Origin of the sequence: Ruminococcus sp. (assembly GCF_019423705.1) — a bacterium.
Classification (GTDB): Bacteria; Bacillota; Clostridia; order Oscillospirales; family Ruminococcaceae; genus Hominimerdicola.
In genome coordinates, this window is the sequence record NZ_JAHZAX010000008.1 from 142,682 (window position 1) to 165,494 (window position 22,813).

Consider the following 22,813-nt stretch of genomic DNA (forward strand, 5'->3'; position numbering starts at 1 on the left):
TATGCCAAAGACATATTATTGCAGAATGCCGTACAGAAAGGAGATCATTATGGAATTAAAGGTATCTAAAAGCTCAAAAAGACTATACTCAGCCTTTATCGTAGCTATTGCATCAGTATTGATGCCGATAGCGGTATATGGTATTGCCGTTGATTATAACCGCCTTCCCGTTGATGTAGTAAAGCGTATAAGCAAAGCTACACAATGGAAAGATAGTATGAGAAATATGTCTTTCGGGCTGCTTAGCTGTGTCGCAAAATTCGTTGATTGGTGTGAACAAGCATTTAATCAAATACTGCGTTTCAATGTTAAAACTCTTTTTGAAAAAGTATCTGGCATAACAAATACAAGCAGTTTAGTCTGGATCACGTTTTCTATATTTCTGATAATAGGTGCAATGGGTTTAATGCTATTACCGGAAAAAGTGCGGATTAATGACTTTCTAAAAAATGTTCTCATTTCAGCAGCTCTTATAATCGCCCTTCCAACGCTCTTATCTGATCTTACAAGTTTAAAAAGAGCCGGCGTGTCTGATATCAACAAAATCCAATACAGCGATGATCAAAATGATTCGGATTATTCATATTCCCTGGGCGACATTCTGCTTCAGGAAAATATAATTGATATGGATAAAAGTGCATTAAATGGCAAATTAACTTATTACAGTTCAAGAAACCCTGAACCATACAGCGTATATGATCTTAATATAAACCAGTATGCAGCCAATGCTGACGGATGCTGGGACAAAGAAGTCGTAGATATCGAAAGATCAGAATCATCTCAGCGAAAATATGAAGATTTAACGTATGAAAATATGGCAGAACTTATGGGAATTGATTATGAATATAGATACCTTAACCAAGTAATGCAGCGTATGTCCATCAATGAAGAACTTGATGGCGGCGTAGTATTTACCTATACAGCCGTCACAGGCGTAGATCAAAGCGGACGGCCTATTGAGGAACAGAAAACTACAACGATCGCTGCGTACAGAACAAGTATCCTGTGGAAACTTGGCTATCAGTCAGACGTGATCGAGGCAGGACTTACCGAACGTGTGAAATCATCACCAGATGTCGAGTCAGCGCTTTCTCTTCTCAAGGATAATGTAATAAAAGCCAGGAACAGAGAATATAACCACAAAATAAGCCAGTCAGATAATAATTCTGTTTCGGGTCAGTACCAGTTTCAAAAGCTATTGTCACAAGAGGATTATGATGACCTTGATCTTACCGACAAGATAGGACAGCTCATTACTGTCGGTTCGGGCGAAGAACACATATACAAATACACTTTCGATTTTTGGTATTCATTTTTCTTCCTTCTTACCGTAGCAATTGCAATAATACTTGCAACATTTAAAATGGGCTCTATACTGTTTGATATTCTTATAACCCAACTGCTTGCCGATGTAGTTATTGCTTCTAGCGCCAATAACTCTGGCAGAACTAAACTTGTTATAAAGAATATCGTTTCATCTTACCTTGTTTTCATAGTTATAGCTTTTATGCTCAGAGTGTACATTCAATCAATAATCATAATCCATAGCTGGAATGGTTTGAATTACATAGCGCAGCTTATTCTTATTGCCTGCTTTGCTAAGGGCGTAATATCTTGCCCAGACTTCATAACAAGGCTGATGGGTATTGACCCAGGAAACAAGAACAGTATGGGAACGATCTATGCGATGTCGTCAGTTGCTCGTGGAGCAGCAATGGGCGGCGCAGCCGCTTCACACGTTGCTGGAAGCACTATGGGTGCAGCCAGCGGCGCTGTTACTGGATTTGCCACCGGTGCTATTGCATCGTTTAAAAATGCAAAGAACAGCGGTCACGGTAATATATTCAGCTCTGCCGCATCCGTAGGCGGAGCACTTAAAAGCGGCGTATCCGGCTCTGTAAAGGGCTACAAGTCAGGAAGTGCTTTGCAGGGTGTACGATCTGCTGCTGTATATGCTAATCCAACAGGCACAAACACAACGGATACAAGCCCAATTAAATCATCCGAAAAACAAACGTCTGCAAACACAGCAACTGAAAAAACGGCTTCATCAGAAAAGACAGCATCATCAGCAACTATGGAACAGCAAACTAACACAATTGAAAAATCAAAAGCTGAGAACGTAACATCCAATATCGAAAAGGAGCAAACCTCTACTGTGCCGGAAAGTAAAGCCAACGTCACCGATACTTCTCCGAACACAACAGAAAACGCAACACAACCAAAGGGGCACGCATTAGATATAGCAGACCCAAAGGATAAAAAGGAGCTGTAATAATGGGAACTGTACCTAAGTCTACCAAAGCTGACGTTAAACTTGTAATGGGTCTATCCGCCCAAAGGATCGCTATTTGCATAGTTGTAGGGTTAATATCATTTTCAATTTGCCAAGAATTTATTACGAATAGTATCCTGCAAGTCGCCGTATCAATTATATTCATCATCATATCATTGATACTCTCAGGCAAGTCACCGACAAATCCTCAAATCACCTTTGCAAAAGGTCTTATCTTGTTTGTTTTTCATTTTTTAGAGCCAAAAACATTCTATGGACAGGATACGGATGAATACCGACTTTACAAAGAAAAGGAGGCTAAAAAGAATGTCAAGAAAAAAAGCTGCAAAGACTAAAACCGCTACGATCAGTTACTCACAATGCCTTGACTTCCTTATAAATGTAAAAGAGTATTGTGGAAATGGATTGATAAAGCTGGAATATAAAAACAAGCAAGTTGAATTAGCCTGTGTAATGCAAATATCCGGCATTGATATTTTTCATTATTCGGAAGAAGATATTTTTGCTGTTTGCAACAATTTTGCCAGAGCTACTAACGCACTAAATCTGCCTCATAAATATATTTTCTCAGACAAGCACCCCGATCTTGAGCAGCAGCTCACATATCTTGAGTACAAAAGCAACAAATCGCAGAATTTCTCAAAGGCATTCATAGATAAGCAGATAGCGATCACCAAAAAAGCCTCTAGTGAGCAACGTGACCGACTTGCATATCTTATTGTTTATGCTAAAGAAGATCAGGAGGATCAGCTTATTAAGGCTTGCCAACGGTATATATCGCATATGACAGATACGTCAATAAAGCTTTGCTCAAGGAGTGAGATCAGCTATATATTCAGAAAGCACCTGTGCTGCGCCGATCATCAAAAAGGCAACTCCAAGTCTATCCATCCGCTTAAATATATAAAGCACCAGGGCTATGCGGTCATTGATGGCAATTATGTAACCTCTCTTATCGTTAATGACTATCCTGCTACTATAAAGAGTCTGGAGCTTGCAAGTATCATCCAACAGCTTCAAGGTATTACGGTGATGCTTGATGTTGACAGCAAAAGCAAGTCTGTGGTCCTCAAAGAACTGAAAAATAGTATGAAAGAACTTAGAAGCAGATTTACAATAAATCGAAGTGATGATGAAGACCTAGACACTCAAACTGAGCTTGATAAACTGACTCTTATACGTGAAAATATCAAAAATGGCAATGAACAGATGTTATACATAACTCTGCGCATCATAATTTCAGAGACATCGCTCGATAAGCTTAATGATAAATGTGAAATAATATCACAGCTTCTTGACGATGAAGGTATTTCTTGTTTTGTACCTTTCAATGAAATGACGGAAGAGTACATTAACCTAATACGTCACAATAATATAGCAAACACACCATTCCCTTTGCACGACACATATAAAATGCAATATCCATTTTACTACCAGCAACATCTTGATGATAAAGCATTTATCTTCGGAAAGACTAGGACCGGTGGTCTTGTAGCCGTAGATTTCTTTGCAAGAGACTCATACAGGCAATCATTTGATATGATGTTTATCGGTGTAAAAGGCTCTGGTAAGTCTGCTACGCTAAAGTCATTGGCTCGTGATTATATATCTTTGGGTAATAAGATAATGGTTTTGGATATTGAGTCTGAGTATGCCGAGTTAGCTAAAATGTTCGGCGGTCAAGTCATAAGATTGAATAAAAACTCAACGCTTAATGTACTCCAGTTGAGAAAAACCATTGACTCATCCCGAGAAGATGACGCCAGCAACGAGACCAATTACGCATCGGAGCTCTCAAGAATAATTACTTTCTTCTATCAGTACGCTCCTTCGATCAGCGAAATGGAAGCAGAGGAGCTTAAAGATGTCATTCAAACTACATTTCTTGAAAAGGGTATAACTGAATCAACAGACGTATCACTTCTTGCGCCGGAACAATTTCCTATTTTCTCAGATGTATTGCATACAATACGTCACAAATTATACGGCAGCGATCAGACATACAATCATCTTACTCCAAGAAAAATTGATATATACGAAAAGCTTGAAACTATTGTCAAGCAACTTGCAGAAGGTATATATGCCTCAATGTTTAATGGTTACTCCAACGTCAATATCGACAACTCAAACTTAATCGTATTTGATGTTAAATCTCTTTCGGATATGGATGAACGTATTTACAACGCACAGCTTTTCAATATTCTCACTCTTATGTGGTCGGAAACCTGTCAGAACGTCGCACACAATAACGCTATTACTAATCCGTTCGACAGGCGATATGTTATTTCCTTGATCGATGAGGCGCACCGTTTTATCAATTCAAGAAATCCTCAAGTTACCGACTTCATTGAAAAGCTTGTCCGCCGAACACGAAAGTATGACGCTTCCTTATGGTTTGCCTCACAATCTATCAGCGATTTTAATCCCTCCGGCAGCTCTGAAGGAGCGGAAAAGATAAGAGTCATTTTTCAGCTTGTACAATACAAACTTATCTTCAAACAGTCTTCAAATACAGCTGCTGTACTGCACGAATACTTTCCTCAGTTTACAATGTCAGAGCTTAACTCTGCATCAGAATTCGAGCCTGGTGAAATGCTGATGTCACTTGGTTCAGGGCGGAATAAGCTCCATTGCAAACGTTATATTGATGATGCAACAATGCTTTACATAGGAAATTCCCGTGACAGAGAAGAAATAATCCATCACATTTTTGAAGAACTTTATAACGAATTTACTGTCGAAGAATATGCCGAAAGGATATTCGCCGTAAAGGATCACTTCCATAAAGCTTTTACAGACGAAGTTTTTGAAGTGCTTGGATACAAACCATATGATAGTGATATGCTGTATAACATTGTCTATAACTCAGTAGGAAAACTTATTGACGAGTACATTGGCAAGAGAAAAGAGGTGCAATAGATGACTGATGCTAGGAAATCAAATCTTATATACATCGCATTTATATGCACCGTAATACCGCTTATAGTCATTTTATTTGCGCTAAGTAAAACCAAAGAGCGTGACAATATGTCGGTGGATTATAACAAGACCTTTGATATAGGCGGTTATACGGTAAAAATTACAGATTGTATTTACTTTTCGGATACACAAGAGATAACATTTTCATATAAATACAAGCCCAAAACTTCTGAACCAACAAATAGCGCACCTGAAATATATGCAATAACATACACCAAAGAGGGCAAGACTAATCAGCCGATCAAGTATGATATAACCAATCTGACGTCTGAGGAACAGCGAATAAATTGTAAAGATATCGGCTCTCATATCTATTATATTACGGTCAATATTAGTTCCAAAGAGCCAGATTACTACGACGATGACACGATCGATGAGTTTGGTGACATTATAAAGGGTGACTTCCACGAAGGAAAAAAGTACAATTTTTATGTCCAAATTGACCTCCGAGATATGACAGCAATGACACAAAACGCCTATCAAACATACACAACGGCACCACCAGTCAGCACTACAACAGAATCAATACAGCAAATCGACCTTGATCCAGAAGGCACTTTTGTAATTACAACCACAACAACTTCTGAAGAAGTTACAACAACTACCTCAACCTCGACTGTCACAACGACGACAAAAACAGAGACAAAAATAGAAACATCAGGTGAAACCAAGGTTGTCACCGCAGCACCTAGCAGCGATGATCATTATAATAATTATTACAATGATTATTCCTATAACAATAATTTTGACGATCACAACAATCAGGAAACACCCGAGAATAATACTCCCTACACTACGGAGAGTACACAAACGACCTATGAACATACCACAACAACTGCATATACACCACCCGTTATTAAAGGGTTGAGAATTGAAAGTGATTACACTAACAATGACGTGCATTTATCAACTGGCAATTCCACAACATTACGACCTGTTATAACACCAAACAATGCAGAAAGCAAAATCATATGGGAGTCAAACAGGACTGACATTGCCGAGGTAGACAACAGCGGAAAAGTTACTGCAAAATCAAAAGGAAAAGCAATAATCATCGCAAGAGCTGATGATAACTCGTCAATTACTGCAAGCTGTATGATTACTGTTGAATAGGAGAACAACGATGAATGAAGAACTGATTTATGAATACCCAACATCCACAGAACGGCAACAAGTGCTGAACGAGATTGATAAAGTGCCATTTGATGACCTGAACAGAACGAAGATAAAACCTCTGATACTTGCTTTAGCTGGATTTGCTCTGATCTTTGTATCAGGCATTTTTTCATCACCCACTATCACAAACATTATTTTCATAGTTGCCTTGATAACAATTATAATATCATTTGCTATAATGAAAAATATACTTAACAATCGAGCAACAGGGCTCATCATTACTGCATATGAATCACATATGCAGCTAACATCACTTGATAATCTTAATAAGTATTTCAAACGAACATTGAATGTACAGTACAATGACATAGTTTATTGTGGATTATCTAAAGATTGCACTACTGTCACAATGATATACAGAACAGAAAACAGTTCCGAGGAATGCTCAAATACAAATGAAACAGTAACTAACGAGCTTAATGGAACTTTCACTTTTCGCATAATACCTTACTCATACGAGCAATATTTTTTCTTATACATTGCTCCCCAACTTTTTAAAGTTCAAACAAAAGGCTGGAAAATAGCCAAACGTTTTGGTACGGAGTATGAGTATGCCGAAAAATATTTGCAGTAAATAATAAACGGAGGTAAAAATTAATGCCATTTAACAGTAAAAACAACAAGATAACAGTTAAAGGTTTTCTTTCAAGCGAACTTATCGACGTTCCAAATGCAAGCTATGCCATTACATTCAACATAAAAGTTCCACGTCCTGCTGAAACAGGAAAAAGAGTTTTTTATGATGAATTTATGATATATGCTTGCGACAGAAGAAATGTTACTAATGCAAAAGCAAACCTTACAGTCGGCGTTTCTGTCAAAATAACCGGAGAATTGAGAGTTTGGCACGATGGCACATACAAAATCTGCGCCAATGATCTTCAACCAATCTGGTGAAAACTATGGATATAAAATTAAGAATATCTGATGAAAACCTACTAAAAAAGATCGACGAAGCAATTGAAAAGGAGGGCTTTTCGTCGAGAAATCAGTTTATAAATCACATAATTAAGCTATATATTACGTCACGAGATACATTTTTTCTTGGTGCATTTTCTCCTGTAATGAGGGAAATATGCAAAGAAAACATAGCTGAACAACAAAAGATAAATGAACATCTTCTCAAAAATATAGAGCGGATTATGATAAAAATTCTTGAATCAACAACTGATATTCGTGGAATTTTCTATGCTGATCTCACACGAAATGAAACCGAAAATGAAGTATCAAATGACAAAGATGTAGATCAAACTATTCTTTCTTCGGAAGATATATGAAAATAGCCGTATGGCATTGTACAGAAACAGTATGGTTTGATACAGAAATGTTATGGCATCACACAGAAATGATACAGCTATGTACAGAACTTTCCGTATAATGTAAATATTCTTATGGCATTATACAGAAAACGTATGGCGTTATACAGCAAAATGTGCGAAAATGCCCCACTTTTAGGACGGATAAAGCTCGGTACTACCGAGCTTTCCAATGGCACGTGGGGCGTGCCTTTATGCTCTTGTAGCTCTCCAGGACTGTTTGGACTCACTAGCAAAGGTGAAATTACATATATTTGGATATAACACAAAGGAGGTATCTGATGAAAAAAACGATCACTCTGACAGATGAAAGTAACCAGCTTCTCAAGCAATTGGCTACTAACAATGATACAACGGAATCGAAGATCGTCAAGTGGGCGATTGAGGAATACGCCGACAGAGATAACCGCACCAATGACACAAATAAGATCATCGACTTGAAAAGCCGGATAATCAAAATACAAGAACAGAATTTTCATCTTCTCAACTTGCTCAATTCTTTAATTGAAAAAATGGACTTTGACGATGGTTACTTCTCAGCAGAAGAGCTTCCCTGTCATTGGTACGATGAAAGCAAAAAAGAATATCATCAGAAGCAATTGAGGAACAGATTAGAGTCCCTGAATAATAAATAAGGAGCAATGAAATGTCAACACCGGCAGTAGTCTTCTCACTTGGCTTCACATATAATTGGGCGATCGGCGGATACGACTTTCTCGAATATATGGATCGACCTGAAGCCTTCGATAAAACTAAACATCTTGAAGATGAATATAAAGATTTCATAGACTATATGTCAAACAAAGAAAAGTCTGATGGACTATTCAATGCAGACTCCGATCTGCTCAATGAAGAAGACAAGAACAGATATCGTGAACTGGAAACAGTAAGCAGAGCTGCTGGATGCCCAAAGTACTACGGAGTTGTTTCCTTTGATGACAATTTTCTACTTGAAAATGGAATAAAGACCGCAGACGGAAAACTTGATATACACCGAATCAAAGAACTTGGACGTGAAGGTATCAATGCAATGATATCCACATCAAACAAGCTTGACAACGATAACGTATATTGGACTGGCGCTATCCATACCAATACGGATAATGTACATATACATTTTTCTATTTGCGAATATGAGCGGCGTGAGGATCGCTGTAAGGTATATCGTGACAAGGATTGTATAGAAGTCAAAGCATTTGATAAGCTCAAATCAAAAATAGTGAACAGAGTCCTAGGATGTGATTATTCCAAACAGCTTACTGAGCTCGAGAGAAGCGTTATTAAGGCTGATCTCGGTAAAGGATATTCCTCTTGCAGAGAACAGCTAATACAACTTGCCGATAAGTTACCTCCAGAAGGTGGCTGGCAATATGGGAGGCCCAAAATGAAGCCCTACCGAACAGCTATTGACAGAACAGTTGACTCAATAATATCTTCTGATGCTCAACTGTCTGATGCCTGGCAAAGATATAATAAAATGCTGGATGAAAGGACAGAGTATTTAAGAAAAATCTATGGTGAGGGCGAACGGCATCTTTACTGCAACTTTAAGACAAACAGAATAGAGAATTTTTATAAAGAGCTTGGTAATCAACTTTTAGGTGATCTCACACCGATAGCAGAACAGATCAGAGCATCTGCCCTGCCGCAGGCTCATCCTCCCGAAAATAAAAAAGTATCAGCTTTTTTGCCCGGCATACCTGATGACATTTATGCTGGATATTTTGATCCATCTGAAAATGAAATGCCGAACAGCTTGTATGCTAACTACAACGATGACAAATACGATCAACAGATCGAGCTCGATGCTCATCTTTCCGAAAAGAATTTGGATTATGACGAACAGTTTTTTTATAACGACGATCTGGTCCTTTACGCAGATGAAATTGATCATCCTACCGAAAAGAAAACAGAATCGCCAGCGTCTCGGATCGAATGGAGCAAGAAATACAAACTGTCGCTTGATTATATGTATGGGAAATCAGAGGGAGAACAGACCATCGTAGAAAAAGACGCTCGTAAAGCTCTTAGCTTGCTGCTTGAGGAAAGTCGCTCAGGAAATATTCTTGCGACTCACGATCTTGGCAAGTTATATTCTAAGATGCTCAAAGACGAGCCGAACAGTTCAGAATTGTCTACACAGTATTACGAGAAGGCGTTGCAGAAATTTGAGGAACTGCTTAAACGTCATAATTCAAAATGGGAAACATCTTATCTCAACTATCGGATAGGCAAAATGTACGACAATGGTCTTGGTACAGACCAGGATCACACGGTTACACGACAGCACTATGAAGCCGCCAACGACAACAAATATGCGTATTTTTCACTCGGCAATATGTACAAGTATGGCACAGGCGTTGAGATCGATATGACCAAAGCAGTCGAGTATTATCAAAAAGCCGTAAAATGTAAAGGAGGTATGCCGTATGCAAGTTACGCTTTAGGAAAAGCATACGAAACAGGACACGGCGTATCCGCTGATACACAGAAGGCCTATAAGTTGTATTCGAGTGCATTATCAAGCTTTGAAGCAATGTACAGAAAAAATCAAGGCGAAAATCTTTGCTATAAAATTGGCATTATGTATATGAATGGTCAAGGAACAGTTCCGGATATGGAGAGGGCGGAACAGTATCTTCTTGAGTCAAATAAATCAGACAATGTTTATGCAAAGTACGCACTTGGAAAGCTCTATATGACCGCTGAAAAGCTTGATGTGGCTAAAGCTGAAAATTATCTGAAGCAATTCATTGAACTTGATACAGATGAATCAGGCATTGGTTCTTATACTCTTGGAAAACTATATCTTATGCAGGATCGCATTGGTGAGGCTGAACAGCTATTTATTAGGTCAGCAGCAAGCGGCAATGTATATTCGGCTTTTTCACTAGGCAAGATGTATATGTCAGAAGAACTCCAGGATAACAATAAAGCCGAACAGTATCTAAAGCAGTATATCGCCGGTTCAGATGATCAACTCGGTATCGGTTATTATACTCTTGGAAAGCTATATCTGACTCAAGATCGCATAGTCGAAGCCGAACAGTCCTTTATCAAGTCAGCTGACAAAAATAATGCCTATGCAGCATTTGCTCTTGGAAGAATGTATCTGACGCAGGATCGCATAGACGAAGCCGAACAGTACCTTATTTCATCCGCCGAAAAAGAAAATCCGTATGCTGCATATAGGCTTGGAAAACTGTATCTTACTGAGGATAGACTTGATTATCAAAAGGCTGCACAATACCTAAAAATCAGCGCCGATACAACAAACAATGAATATGCTCAGTATACATTAGGCAAAATTTATCTTTCTTCGGAATGCTATGACAGAGATATGGCTGAAAAATATCTGATGGAGTCTGCTGGTCAGAACAATCCTTATGCGCAGCTACGTCTAGCAATGCTTTATAGTTCTGAAAACAAATACAAACAGGCCGAATACTGGCTTAAATTATCCGCTCAAAATGGGAATGATTATGCTAAACAGCTTCTTGAGAATCGTATTGAGTGCCGGACAACCAAAGTTCAGCTTGCCAGCACGACGAACAGCGTTTTAAGACGTCTTTATAGCGATATGCTTTGCAAGACTCAGCAGCTTTTAGCTGAGGCAGAGCGTGACGAACAGGAGCAGAAATACAAACAGCAGATCAATTCAGTATACAGCAGATAATCACGAACAGACCTACCACGTGTGACAGATAGAGGAGGTATCGTAATGGAAAATGAGCACAAAGTTCTATCAGCAATTGCAAGAGTTTTGCTGCTAATATCGCTTACATCAGCAATGGTCGTCTTAGTATGCTTTGCATTAAATGTATTAGATGAACTTTTGGCCGTCAATAAAGCGGCTGTCGCAGACCAGAACAATGCAGGAGCAATCTGGGCTTCTTTTTCTATTCGGAAAGAATTTTTATGGACTAAACCTAAGAACTTTAAGATCAGCGACCTGATTTTCTTATCTTTTATTTTATCAGTTCTACTATTTGCAAAGATCACAAGGCAAATAGAGATAAACAGAGGATACAAAGATCTTGAAGGCAGCGACAGATGGGCTTCAAAAAGAGAACTCAACAAAAATCTCATAAAGATTCAAGAAAACAATCTTGAAAAAGCAGAACAGACAGGCCCACTCATCGCCTGCAAGTACGGCTATTTCTACGTTGACCCCAAAAACAATCATTCATTGATCATCGGTACAACCGGATCAGGTAAAACTCAAACCCACGTGCTTCAACAGGCGAGAGTCTTCGCTTGCGGCAAGGACAAGCAGTCTATAATATTCAATGATCCGAAAGGCGAGATTTTTTCTTCTACGTATCCGATAATGAAAAAAGAGAATTATAATGTCGTCATCCTTAACCTTCGTGATACGAACAGAAGCTCAAGATGGAATCCATTGACCTTCATTATCAATGAATATGTATACTGTCGCAAAAATAATATCGACCTTTCAAAAGTATCAGAGTACATTGATACAATGGCTTCCACGCTTACATACAACCCAAAGTCTGACCCAATATGGCCTTCATCAGCCAAGTCGCTGCTCTCGGCTCTAATACTCTATATGATCGAGCAAGGCTACGATAATGATCAGCTTGATAAGGTAAATATGCACTCTGTTTACCAGTTCTTCATCGAGTATGGTCAGGAAACAGAAGAAACAGACGCTTTTGGTAATATAATAACCAAGAACAGGCTCGATGAAATATTTAAGGGCCTTCCCGTCGGATCGCTGGCAAAAGCAGCTTATGCTACATCTAATTTTGCAAAAGGTGATATGAGGGCGAGTATTTTTGCCACACTTGCTGATAACATTCGTATTTTTGGTCTTGACACAGGTATAGCACAGCTCACATCTGGTAATGACATCGATCTCGATGCCCTTGTTAATTCTGAAAAACCATTTGTTATATATATGATAATTCCAGATGATCGCCCTACAAGGCACGTAATTGCCTCAATGTTCATCAACCAAAGCTATCTGAGTATGGTGGAATATCTTACGAAGAGCGGCAAGAGCACGCTGAACAGACGTGTTAACTACGTCCTTGACGAGTTCTGCAACCTTGTTACCATTCCAGGTATGGACAATAAAATAACAGTTTCAAGAAGCCGTAACATAGGCTGGCATTTATATATTCAAGGTCTGAATCAGTTAGACTCGAAGTACCCTGACGATTCAAAGACTATTCGTGAAAACTGTGCAAACTGGGTATACATCTACTCAGGCGATCCAGATACCAATCAGTTCATCAGTAATATCCTCGGCAGTCGAACAGTACAGTATAAGACGTACTCTGGCAAACTATCCGAGGAATTATCTGAGAACAGAGCATATAAGGGCAAACAGCTCAAGACACCAACAGAGCTCAGCGTACTGAAAGAGGGAGAGACTATTGTCAAGCACCATCGTATGTACCCGATCGAGTCTAATTTCAAATTTTTCTACAAGCTCAAACTTGAGACTGCTGAGCTGGATGAGATCACTTTCTCTTCGGATCGAGTACCGCTTTCTGAGACATTATTTCCATTCAAATATCTCGAGCCGAACAGCCGTGAAAAAATCAAGGCCATTGCAGACAAGGATGCTCATCTTTCCGAAAAGAACAGTACACCTCCAAACGAGTCTTCACAGCTGGCTAAGGATGCACCCAGCGCTGTCCCGAACAGATTTGTTAATTCACCTGAAAGTGTCATCATATCGCCTCAGAAAGCTGCTCTGGAGGCAATCAATCAAGCCACAAACGGTGAATGGAGCAGAGCTATGCAGGAGATAGATATAGAAGCGCTAGAAAGACTGCTCAATAGAGCCAAAATAAAAAACAGAAGCACCATAACAGACGAACAGTTTGAAATGCTGAGCAATATGATACTCAGAAAGAAACAGCAGACTGTTTTATCAAATATAATGTAAAGAGGATAAGTATGAAGTTCAGCTATTATTATCTGCCGAACAGCCTTGTAGAAAAGAAAATGCTGCCATCAGATTTTGCTGTGGCAGCATTTTTATATTCTATGGCACAAGCTTACGGCAATCGCAATATGTATGGCATATACGTAAAAGTCAAGCAAACAACTATCGCTGAAGCCTGCGGAATAAGCGTAGAGTCGGTCGCAAGAGCCACTAAAAGGCTAATTGGCTTGGGTGTAATCATATCACGTGAACGCAGCATAAAGGCTAATAGACACCTTGGCACTTATACATACACGCTCCAGGATATCAATGACCATTTCTTTCGGGTGGATAGAAAAGCAGCAAAAAAATTAACAGCCAAAGAGCTAAGATGTTATTGCTTATTCTGCAAATGCAAACAGAATAGTAATAAGATGTTTTTCCACAGCTATTCTGATCTATCAAAAATGCTTGGAATGAAGCGAAGCGAGCTTATGGCTGTGGTGGACAAGCTTATACACCTAAAGGTAATACATAAGCGTTATCAAATAACTGCCTGCGGAGATTTTGGAGAGAACAGATACTTCGTTTTTGAGTTTGTAACTGGGCGCATCAGAAAAAAATGCAAAAAAAGAACCGCCCTGCGAAGCGGTTCTCAAACAGTTACTAATCCAAAATGCGTTACCAGAATAATGGATTTGACTACATTGTACCACCAAAAGTGGTATCTGTCAAGTGTTTTCATTAAATTTTTGCAAAAAAATAATTCTGGGCGTAATTTTTGGTTTAAAGGTAGGGGCAATTTTGACAGGTCATATCTATGACCCACTTAGTTTTATCCTTCCGAAAAAGAAAAATATTAATCTTAGGAGACTATGTTATGATTAAAGACAAGACTTTGTATGATTTACAAAACATTGTACGTAAATTGAGATCAGAGGGCAACCCGATCGATGACATTCGCCGATTTACATTTCAGCTGATATTCTGCTTTTACTGCGAGGCCTGCGGCGTTTTTTTCGGCAAACCGTTCTCACAAACCATTCTGCACACAAGAACCGAGCTTCTTTCTGCCGAATTAATGAAGTTTTTGCGCTATCTGCCACCCGTATTGGAGAGACCAGAGCGCATTTTTCTTTCGGAGGATATACACTCCGCACTCAAACGGTTATGTGCTATGTCTTGGAAAGAGATCAATCCAAGCCTATTCGGGGCGATTCATCAATCAATTATGGACTCAGTTGACCAACGTTCAACAGGTACACACTACACATCGCTTGAAAACGTCCATCGTGTTATAGATAATCTGCTCCTGGATCAACTGCTCGACGAATATGCTGATAATTATGACAATGCAGAACAGCTGAAACAGCTTAACGAGCGCATTTGCAGCTTAAAGATACTTGATCCTGCTTGTGGCGGCGGCAATTATCTTATCGAGACGTATCTGAGCCTTTCTGCTCTGGAATCTGAAATATTTCTGAGAACAGGAGCTTTGACGCAAACTCTGAAATTGCAGCAATTCACCGGAATAGAGCTGTCTGAAGACGCAGCTAAAATTTGCAGAACAGCGTTATTTACGTCTGGCAGGATGGAGGAAATACGATTTGCCGAACAGTTTGGCACTCCCCTCTCGCCTGTTGATATGTGCAATACAGGAAATATTATCTGCGCCGATGCTCTTTCGTATGACTGGAATAAAATCAATGCAGATTACATTGTCGGAAATCCGCCTTTTATGTTCAACCACAAAGAACAGTCTTTGATCCAATCAGCTGTCTTTGCAGACGAAACAGCCGCTGCCGTTGACTACTCCGCAGGCTGGCTCATCAAAAGTGCAAAATATATGTCAGAGCACAAACATACAGAATGCGCTCTGCTCACCGTCAATTCTGTATGCCAGGGACGTCAGGTTCGATATATTTGGAAACCAATAACCGAGAAATATAAAATGCACATTAATTGGGCATATCAAAGCTTCCGCTGGATTTCAGATATTTCAAATGCCAAGATCGATATCAGCTGTGTAATAACCGCATTCTCTGCGATTGATCATTTTCCAAAACAGATCATCAGCATAACTGACGGTGAAAATGAAAAGCGCCGAACAGTAGACCACATCAACGCCTATCTGACCGATTATGATGACATCTATCTTTATCCCAATGGAATCAATGATACATGCCCGCCTATGATCCTTGGCAACCGAACAGAAACCGAAATATTAAGCAAACTGGAATCAGAACAGAAGGCAGCTGAGGGTAACTCGATATGCAGATATGTAACCGCCGATAATATGCTATCTACGCTTATTCGTCAATATGTGGTTTCTGACAAAGGCTATAATAACAGTATTGTGATTCCGAGGCATTCTTCTGAGAAGAGAAAATACATTCCTATGCTTTATTTACCTGGTGTGCAAATACTGGTCAATGGCTCTGTTCATATCATCCCAAACGGCAACCTTTTTCTTTTCGGTATGCTGACCTCGTCTATGCACAACGCCTGGGTCAAGTTATTCTGCGGACGTCTTGATATGCGGATCAGGTATTCTAATACACTTTGCTATAACAACTTTCCGTTTCCGGAACATATTTCAAACATTCAGCAAGCACATATCGCAAAGGCTGCACAACGCATTTTATCAATCCGAGAAAAGTATTCCTCCATTACCCTTGGAAAACTGTATAACGATCTTCCGCCCGATCTATTATTAGCCCATATTACCTTAGATCAAGCTGTTGAAGAGTTATACAGCGAACAGCTCTTTATTAATGACGATCAGCGTATTAGAGTGCTCATAGAACTCTATAATAAACAAAATGACGAACAGTCACTATGATCTGCCCGTCATTTCAAACTATTTTTGTTACTCGTAAAATAAATGCTCCTAGTGCACTTAACACTAGGAGCATAGAAAACTATCTCAACGTGATCTGCCTGTATGCCTGCGCCGACGTATTACAGCTGAACGTGGGGTAGACAGCTCTGCGCTCGCAGAAACAGCTTTTTCTTTCGGTTCGTACTCATTTGACTGTGTTTTAGCCAAACGTCTTTCAAGAACAGCCTCAAGTTTTCTGAAGTCACAGCAGCGACGACAAAGATTGATATTCTCAGCTGAATGATTAAGTCTCAAATCATAGAGTTTTCTAGCCTTACGTGAAATTAAATCTTGATTATTTTGACACCAATCCAATTCCTTAGTTAATCTCTTCTTGTTATTTCTCTGTTGCTTATTATCGCTACTATGTATTGCAATATCAATTGGTTGTATAACAGTATCATCAACTGGTATCATATTATTTAGATTTATACCTCCAATGGTTACATATGCGCCAAATTCATCCTTCATATTTTCATCAGGTATTTTTATAAAATCAACGGAATTCTTTTTATGCTTAAATTTCTCCTTATTTCCAGATGTCAACGGTACACAATACTTTTTATTTTCAACAATAGTAACTATTCCAACAAAAGGCCGATCTTCCTTTCCCGTTTGTGGAGATACTGACATTACATTGCTATCAACATTATGCAAATCTCGAATGTACTTTAAATCTACATAATAAAGCCTGAATTTCTCTTTCATTATATTTTCCTCTCTATAAAAAACTTTAGCTGCACCTCACGGTACAGCTAAAGCACTATCCCACTTCTACGGTAGGGTTCTCCTCTTTAGTCGGTCCCACTTCTACGGTAGGGTTCTCCTCTTTAGTCGGTCCCACTTCTACGGTAGGGTTCTCCTCTTTTTACAGAGATCAAAGACCTCCATATGATAAGCTACTGCTTACCGTCACATATATTATACACGATTACTTTGAAATTGTCAAGTATTAATCTAGCGTGATCTGCTGGTATGCCTGCGCCGACGTATTACAGCCGGATGTGGTGTAGACAGTTCAGCACTTGCAGCAACAGCTTTTTCTTTCGGCTCATACCCATTTGCCTGTGTTTTTACCAAACGTTTTTCAAGAACAGCCTCAAGCTCCTTGAAATCACAGCAGCGTTGTGTCAGTTTAGGTGATTTTTCTGGACTTTGAGTAATTAAGCGATAAAGCTTATTCGCCTTTTTAATAATATTATCAATGTTATCATTGCACCAGTCAAGCTGATTATTTAACAACTCCTTATATGCCTTTTCTTTCGGAGTATCGCTACTGCTAGGACGAATATCTAATTTCTGAATTACATCATTGGAAACAGGGATCATATTATTAAAATTAAGCGCTCCAATTAAATGATTATTTGAATCCAGTATTTTAGAAAAATCAAGATCATTTTTCATTTTATTGTGCTTAGGCTTAGGAGAAGTCATTGGAATACAGTAACTATGCTGTTCCATAATAATGATTATTCCCACAAAAGGTCGATTTTCCTTGTGTTGCTGGGGCGATGCTGACATAACTCTATCATCCGCATTAGCCAGATCACAAACATATTTCACATCTAATGTATACAGATGCAATCTATTCTTCTTCATATTTTTCACCTTATTTTTTCAATAAAAAGGCTGCGATATAATTACCGCAGCCAAAGTTCTTTTAAAGTTCCCACTCACAGTAGGGCCCACTGCTTTTAAAACTCCCACTTACGGTAGGGTCCACCGCTTTTAAAACTCCCATTCTTGGTAGGGTCCACCGCTTTTTACGGAGGTCTAAAACCTCCATATGATAAGCTACTGCTTATCGTCACATATATTATACACGATTACTTTGAAATTGTCAAGTATAATCTTAACGTGATCTGCCTGTATGCCTGCGCCGACGTATTACAGCTGGATGTGGTGTATAATTTATCTCATATTTCTTTTTCATACTATTCCCTTTCAAACTAATCAAAATCCCCCAGTACGACCCGTACTAGGGGAAAATCTTCAACTGGGATTTCTTTAAAGTGTTACCCTCGCACCTTATCTTCATTTATATTATACTCTACTTTTTTTGTAAAATTTCAATTAAACTGCTACTAAAAGTCACGGCATATTCCGAACTATACTAGCGCTGTTATTTATATAATTTTCAAATTGATCTTTCGTATAAGTATGTACTTCTTTAAAATAAAATTTTTCATACTTATCTAAATTGAAGAGTATGATTTCTGATTCACTTTTGTCAAACATAAAATCTCTAATTAACCCCATTGACTCTGACTCACATATTTTTCTTTTCGGATCACGAGGCATTTTCGTATTGAGCTCATTATAAACAACAATCAGTATAACATTCTCTCGTGTATAGCTTATCGTTTTTGATGCAATATCGCAAAAAATCAATAAACTATCACGAATTTTCTCCCTAATAGACCTGATCTCATTTTTTAAATTACCATTTTTAAATTCAATAAAACATTCTAATTTATCTTTTTGTAAAAAGCCATCAAAAGATTTTGCGCACTTGAATGAACGATTCAAAGCAGCAGCATATTTTTTCTTTACTTCATCAAAGCTAACAGCTTTAATCTGAGAATCAGTCATATATTCTGAATTATTTGAATCATATGAAATGTTTTTAAGTGTATCCATATTTTCTACGAAATATGGATACGCATTTATATTAATCATAAATTCCATACCTTTCATTTTCAAGAGTCTGTAATGGGCGAGATAATTTTTTATAAATCAGCTCAACATTATCAGTAACATCAGATACATCAGATACATTGCCTTTATTCTCAGATAAATAATAATTACATTTGTCAGCAATACTATGCTTAGCTGAAAAAACCTGAATTGCATTCAAAAAATATGGACTATGTGTATTTATTAATATATGCAAATTCCATTTCTTTTGCAATAAAACAATCAATTCTGCAAAGACAAGTTGCCATTGTGGATGCAAGTGAGTTTCAGGCTCATCTAAAATAATCGTACCATTATTTTCTATCCATCCATTTAAAATCAATGTTTTTAGAATAACAAAAGATTTCAAACCAGTTGATAAATTTCTCACATCAATAGGCTCATAATCTTCATTTTTAATCGTCAAGATATTAGAACTATAATCGATATTTCCAGCACATATCGGATCAATTAACTCAAATATGCTTTCAAACGTGTCATTAGATATTATTTCATTTAACGCATTTTCCACATCTTGATCAGACTTCTTTTGTAAAATTTTATTAACTAAATCATTTCTATGATTATTATTCAGATATCTCCTTGTGGGGAAAAATCTCCAACCAGTACAATTATCTAAAACATTAGGATCATCAATGTAAACCGCTTGCGTATATAGAGAGTTAAAATTAGAAATACTTTTAGCCATATTATCTTCAATCTGCACTTCATATTTTTCATTTTGTATTTTTAAGCAAAAGGAAGAAGATTTATCTAGGCTGAAAATGTTATTAATTTGATTATTGAATTCTGTTTTCATTTTCTTTGTGATGACATTTAGCATAATTGCTTCATTAGTAGCATTATAATAGCTATCATACTTATCTTTTATGATCTCTGCATACTCACACATATCGGCTGGGGAGGCAGATGACCCATCACTTGTATACATATATCTATCTAATAAATCAATATAATTGCCGGTAAATTTTCCTTTTGTTTGAAATAATTTTCTTGCAATCTCGTCTGAATCAAATAAGTATGAAGAATTATTAAATTCCAATTCCAATGATCTAGTTAAACCAGAAATTTTAGTTTTTAATATTTGTGAATTCAAATTATAGCAGCTCGAAAAATAGGAATACAATACTTTTCCTATGGTGCTTTTACCAGTATTATTCTCACCAGCCACAACAGTAATGCCATTTAATTTTATATCAGCATTAGCGATTTTACCAATATTTTTAATGGTAAGTTCCATAAGCTTTCCTCCTTGAAATTATTGAACAGAAATAAAAATACTCAATCTGTACCTATTATATTATACATTAACAACATTTAATTGTCAAACGAAATTTGTACAAATTTCTGCAATAGATAAGCCCTACCACACGTGGTAGGGCTTATCTATTGCAGCTTATAACAATTTCTCAATGGCTTCAGCTGCTTTTTTGTTTTCTTCGGACATCTGATGAGCATACAACCTCAGGGTTATCTCCGGGGTTGAGTGACCCAATCTTCCTGCAACAGTCGTTATGGGAGTCTGAGTTGCGATCAGTAGTGAAGCATTTGTATGGCGCAACGTATGCACACAACAACTGGGCAGATCATATTTATCCACGAACTTGTGAAAGTATTTTGTGACAGAGCTGGGGTTTAAAGTACGTCCATTCATATATGTAAATACCCTGTCAGTAACTATATTCCTGCTTTTTTGCATAGTTTTTATGTCAAGCAAAATTCTTGCAACCTTGCTATTAAATGCAATAAGTCTCTTGGATTGTTTTGTTTTCGGAGTGTCAGTATATATTCCCTTCCCAGGCAAATAGTAACTCGATCTTCTGACTGTTATAGTGCTGTTATTAAAATCAACGTCGTCCCACTCAAGACCGCAAGCCTCACCCCTTCTCATACCAGTATACATAATAATGCTCAAGATTTCTGTATATGGATATTCACCATAACGATTGAGCATATCAAGGACGTGCATAGCATCACTATGATCAAGATACCTTGCTTCATCTGAAAGAAACAGTCTTGGCGCTCTGACCTTGAGCATTAAGTTTTCTCTAAGTATCCCATCATAAACAGAATCCTTGAATATAGAAAAAAGCAATCTATGATAATGCATTATCGTCCTATCCGACAAATAAAAGTCGTTTTCACGAAACAACTGATCAACCGGCATTTTTAGAAGAACAGATACTTTTAGCGCTGTCTTCTTAGAAACATTTTTTCCAGCTCGGAGAGCATCGACAGTTCCCATTCCCATATCAGCAAGCTGCACGGTCTGATTCCGGGTGTATCTCCCCTTCAATAATCTCTTACAGGTCTCATTTGGTGTAAAAGTTATATGCTCAGACTTTGCCTCGTGCAGATTATCGTAAAATCCGTATATGTCCATAGCAGTAATACTGCGGATTTTTTTCATACCAAACGCCGCATTTATCCGCCGAGTCAACCCCACATACCTCACGTATGTGCTGATCTTGACCTCATAATACTTTCTCGGAAGCCATTGCTCTTCTAAGTACTTCCGAAGAGTAATGTTTTTATTTTTTCTCATAACTAATCCCTCTTTCACAAACAGTCACAGTACATTATACACTTTTTTTGATAATTATGCAAATAAAAAAGCCCTGCCACGTGTGGTAGGGTGAAAAAAAGTGTCACTAAAAATGGTTAAAATGAACAAATATGTCGAAGAAAGATATTTTTTTAATAAAAAAGCTTGACATAACCTATTCTTTGTGGTAGACTTGGAACGATGAATAAATGTTAATCAATTCATCAAAAGTGAAACGGTGGGTACTAACTTGTGTATAAAAGCAAGAGCACTCACCGGGTATACATCACAACCAAACCTATGAAGTATACCAGTCAACCAGAATGCAAAGAGATTTCTGCTGACCTTAGTGAGTGCTCATTACGTGTATTGTAACACGTAATCAATACATTTGTCAAGTGTTTTTCAGAAATTTATTAAAAATTCTGGGGAACACTTTATTTTTTTCCCGTCTTACATAAATAGATAAGACGGCAGACAACAGCCATAATCAAATAGCGAGAGATGTATGTAACCTCGACGAAACCTCAACAACTGCTGAAATTTCAGCCTTATCAAACAGCTATGCCTTGCACCTGAATGGTGCTGCGAGCCTGCCTAACGGCAGTTACCTGATATGCGCCGCAATAGATCAAACAACAATCTTAGCGAGTATAAACACCGTGGTGTGAGATACCGGGGACGTAATCGAGAAGCCGTTGCAGTTAGCGACGCAAAGGGCGCAACCGACAGCAAGCAGATATCGCAGGGTTTGTCATCCTGTACTGTGATGACTAGGTGATCCAACAGGATCGGCGTCAAATGGAAACCATCAAAGCACCAAAAATAAAAAAACACGGCTCACACCACACAACAATCAACAAAAAAGTGGCGTACCGTTTTTTATACCAACAGGCGTATAGTTTTAACTATATAAAGCTTGTTGGGAGAAGCTCAAGACTAATTCTTGAACTTCTCCGAATAAGCTATTGGCAGGGGCAGAAGGATTCGAACCCTCGGCACGCGGTTTTGGAGACCGCTGCTC

Annotated in this window: 18 protein-coding genes; 13 read left to right on the forward strand and 5 right to left on the reverse strand. The window is 38.2% G+C overall.

Going from position 1 to position 22,813, the window contains the following annotated elements:
• Positions 1-49 precede the first annotated feature (49 nt).
• The 12 genes from QZ371_RS08190 (at position 50) to QZ371_RS08245 (ending at position 16,508) form a co-directional block, all read left to right on the forward strand.
• Entirely contained in the window at positions 50-2,275 is a 2,226-nt protein-coding gene (locus QZ371_RS08190; RefSeq protein WP_295211607.1) for a hypothetical protein, read from the forward strand.
• 2 nt (positions 2,276-2,277) lie between these two features.
• On the forward strand, positions 2,278-2,631 hold the full coding sequence (locus tag QZ371_RS08195; RefSeq protein WP_295211608.1) for a hypothetical protein: 354 nt from the start codon (positions 2,278-2,280) through the stop codon (positions 2,629-2,631).
• Positions 2,603-5,215 carry an ATP-binding protein gene (locus tag QZ371_RS08200; protein ID WP_295211609.1) on the forward strand — a complete coding sequence of 871 codons (2,613 nt, stop codon included), beginning with the start codon at positions 2,603-2,605 and terminating at the stop codon, positions 5,213-5,215. Before QZ371_RS08195 ends, QZ371_RS08200 begins: the two co-directional genes overlap by 29 nt.
• Entirely contained in the window at positions 5,216-6,388 is a 1,173-nt protein-coding gene (locus tag QZ371_RS08205; RefSeq protein WP_295211611.1) for an Ig-like domain-containing protein, read from the forward strand.
• Between the two features lie 10 nt (positions 6,389-6,398).
• Positions 6,399-7,025, forward strand: coding sequence for a hypothetical protein (locus tag QZ371_RS08210; protein ID WP_295211612.1), 627 nt, complete (start codon positions 6,399-6,401; stop codon positions 7,023-7,025).
• Positions 7,026-7,048: 23 nt separating this feature from the next.
• Positions 7,049-7,348 carry a hypothetical protein gene (locus tag QZ371_RS08215; protein WP_295211614.1) on the forward strand — a complete coding sequence of 100 codons (300 nt, stop codon included), beginning with the start codon at positions 7,049-7,051 and terminating at the stop codon, positions 7,346-7,348.
• Positions 7,349-7,353: 5 nt separating this feature from the next.
• On the forward strand, positions 7,354-7,728 hold the full coding sequence (locus tag QZ371_RS08220; RefSeq protein ID WP_295211616.1) for a ribbon-helix-helix domain-containing protein: 375 nt from the start codon (positions 7,354-7,356) through the stop codon (positions 7,726-7,728).
• 320 nt (positions 7,729-8,048) lie between these two features.
• Positions 8,049-8,402 (forward strand): hypothetical protein, encoded by a 354-nt coding sequence (locus tag QZ371_RS08225; protein WP_295211617.1) that lies wholly within the window; start codon positions 8,049-8,051, stop codon positions 8,400-8,402.
• 11 nt (positions 8,403-8,413) lie between these two features.
• Positions 8,414-11,443 (forward strand): relaxase MobL, encoded by a 3,030-nt coding sequence (mobL, locus tag QZ371_RS08230; protein ID WP_295211618.1) that lies wholly within the window; start codon positions 8,414-8,416, stop codon positions 11,441-11,443.
• A 45-nt stretch (positions 11,444-11,488) separates the two neighbouring features.
• Positions 11,489-13,687, forward strand: coding sequence for a VirD4-like conjugal transfer protein, CD1115 family (locus QZ371_RS08235; RefSeq protein ID WP_295211619.1), 2,199 nt, complete (start codon positions 11,489-11,491; stop codon positions 13,685-13,687).
• An 11-nt stretch (positions 13,688-13,698) separates the two neighbouring features.
• Positions 13,699-14,490, forward strand: coding sequence for a helix-turn-helix domain-containing protein (locus QZ371_RS08240; protein ID WP_295211620.1), 792 nt, complete (start codon positions 13,699-13,701; stop codon positions 14,488-14,490).
• Between the two features lie 56 nt (positions 14,491-14,546).
• Positions 14,547-16,508: a DNA methyltransferase gene (locus tag QZ371_RS08245; RefSeq protein ID WP_295211621.1), complete on the forward strand. Its 1,962-nt coding sequence runs from the start codon at positions 14,547-14,549 to the stop codon at positions 16,506-16,508.
• Positions 16,509-16,592: 84 nt separating this feature from the next.
• Here the strand turns inward: QZ371_RS08245 and QZ371_RS08250 are convergent, their stop codons facing one another.
• The 5 genes from QZ371_RS08250 to QZ371_RS08270 form a co-directional block, all read right to left on the reverse strand.
• On the reverse strand, positions 16,593-17,255 hold the full coding sequence (locus QZ371_RS08250; RefSeq protein ID WP_295211623.1) for a type III toxin-antitoxin system ToxN/AbiQ family toxin: 663 nt from the start codon (positions 17,253-17,255) through the stop codon (positions 16,593-16,595).
• 249 nt (positions 17,256-17,504) lie between these two features.
• Positions 17,505-18,146, reverse strand: a complete 642-nt coding sequence (locus QZ371_RS08255) for a type III toxin-antitoxin system ToxN/AbiQ family toxin (RefSeq protein ID WP_295211624.1) — start codon at positions 18,144-18,146, stop codon at positions 17,505-17,507.
• A 492-nt stretch (positions 18,147-18,638) separates the two neighbouring features.
• Positions 18,639-19,244, reverse strand: a complete 606-nt coding sequence (locus tag QZ371_RS08260) for a hypothetical protein (RefSeq protein ID WP_295211626.1) — start codon at positions 19,242-19,244, stop codon at positions 18,639-18,641.
• Complete coding sequence (locus QZ371_RS08265) at positions 19,219-20,484, reverse strand: AAA family ATPase (RefSeq protein ID WP_295211627.1); 1,266 nt, start codon at positions 20,482-20,484, stop codon at positions 19,219-19,221. The genes QZ371_RS08260 and QZ371_RS08265 overlap by 26 nt, the downstream gene beginning before the upstream one ends.
• A gap of 156 nt (positions 20,485-20,640) precedes the next feature.
• Positions 20,641-21,789, reverse strand: a complete 1,149-nt coding sequence (locus tag QZ371_RS08270; RefSeq protein ID WP_295211628.1) for a site-specific integrase — start codon at positions 21,787-21,789, stop codon at positions 20,641-20,643.
• An 801-nt stretch (positions 21,790-22,590) separates the two neighbouring features.
• On the opposite strand from QZ371_RS08270, the gene QZ371_RS08275 reads away from it, so the two are divergent.
• A partial coding sequence (locus QZ371_RS08275) for a hypothetical protein (protein WP_295211629.1) occupies positions 22,591-22,813 on the forward strand: 223 nt, incomplete at its 3' end.